At 30.8% G+C, this 723-nt stretch carries 2 protein-coding genes; both read right to left on the bottom strand.

Annotated features, from left to right (window positions below):
• A partial coding sequence (locus tag B3603_RS18765) for a GNAT family N-acetyltransferase (RefSeq protein WP_291567768.1) occupies positions 1-304 on the bottom strand: 304 nt, incomplete at its 3' end.
• A 13-nt stretch (positions 305-317) separates the two neighbouring features.
• On the bottom strand, positions 318-723 hold a 406-nt coding region (locus B3603_RS18760), incomplete at its 5' end, for a TetR family transcriptional regulator C-terminal domain-containing protein (RefSeq protein WP_291567766.1).

Below are 723 nucleotides of genomic sequence, written 5' to 3'. Positions count from 1 at the left end.
CTTTTCCCCACATCTCTTTTACACCAATATCAATAATACACTCAGCAGAGCGATTCTTATAATCTATATTTATTAAAGAAATGATACCGATTGCTTGATTAGTTTCTTTGTGCTCAATAATATAACCCTTAGCATTAGATTGAGTGGCTATTGCTGAAACGTATTCTTCCGTTTCTTCCAAAGTATACATATCGAGTTGTGGACTAGTACTTTGCATAACCTCTATGTCGTTACGCCAATTATGATAGGTAGAATAATCATTTAAAGAAAATTTTCGTAGTCTTATCACTTTATTTTCAAACATTATATGCTCCTCCTTAAGATAGAAAGTTCTCTATCATTTTTTCTATTAGACCTAGTATTTCTAAGAGATTAAAACTAGAAGAATACTGATAGTAATGATGCAACATAACGCCATCAATTAATGCAATAAGTAATTCAGCAAAGGAATTTACATCAATATTATCTCTAAATTCTCCTGACTCAATTCCCATATTAATGAATAACTGAATAGCATTTGCAAGTTTTTCATGCCTTTCTCGTAAATATGGAATTTCAGAAACATCATGTGAAAGAAAAAATTCTGATTTTGCACGTACTAAATTCGTTTCTGAATTTTGTATTGACAACACTGTTTTCTGAATCCAATCTTTTATCTGCGGTAATAAGGGTTCTTCGGGATTAGGGCTTAAAACTGATTCCATGTTTAAAAAATCATCATAT

Origin of the sequence: Clostridium sp. UBA2485, from assembly GCF_002341865.1 — a bacterium.
Classification (GTDB): domain Bacteria; phylum Bacillota; class Clostridia; order Clostridiales; family Clostridiaceae; genus Clostridium_J.
Note: the sequence above shows the minus strand (reverse complement) of the source record. Positions and strands in the feature narration are given on the sequence as shown.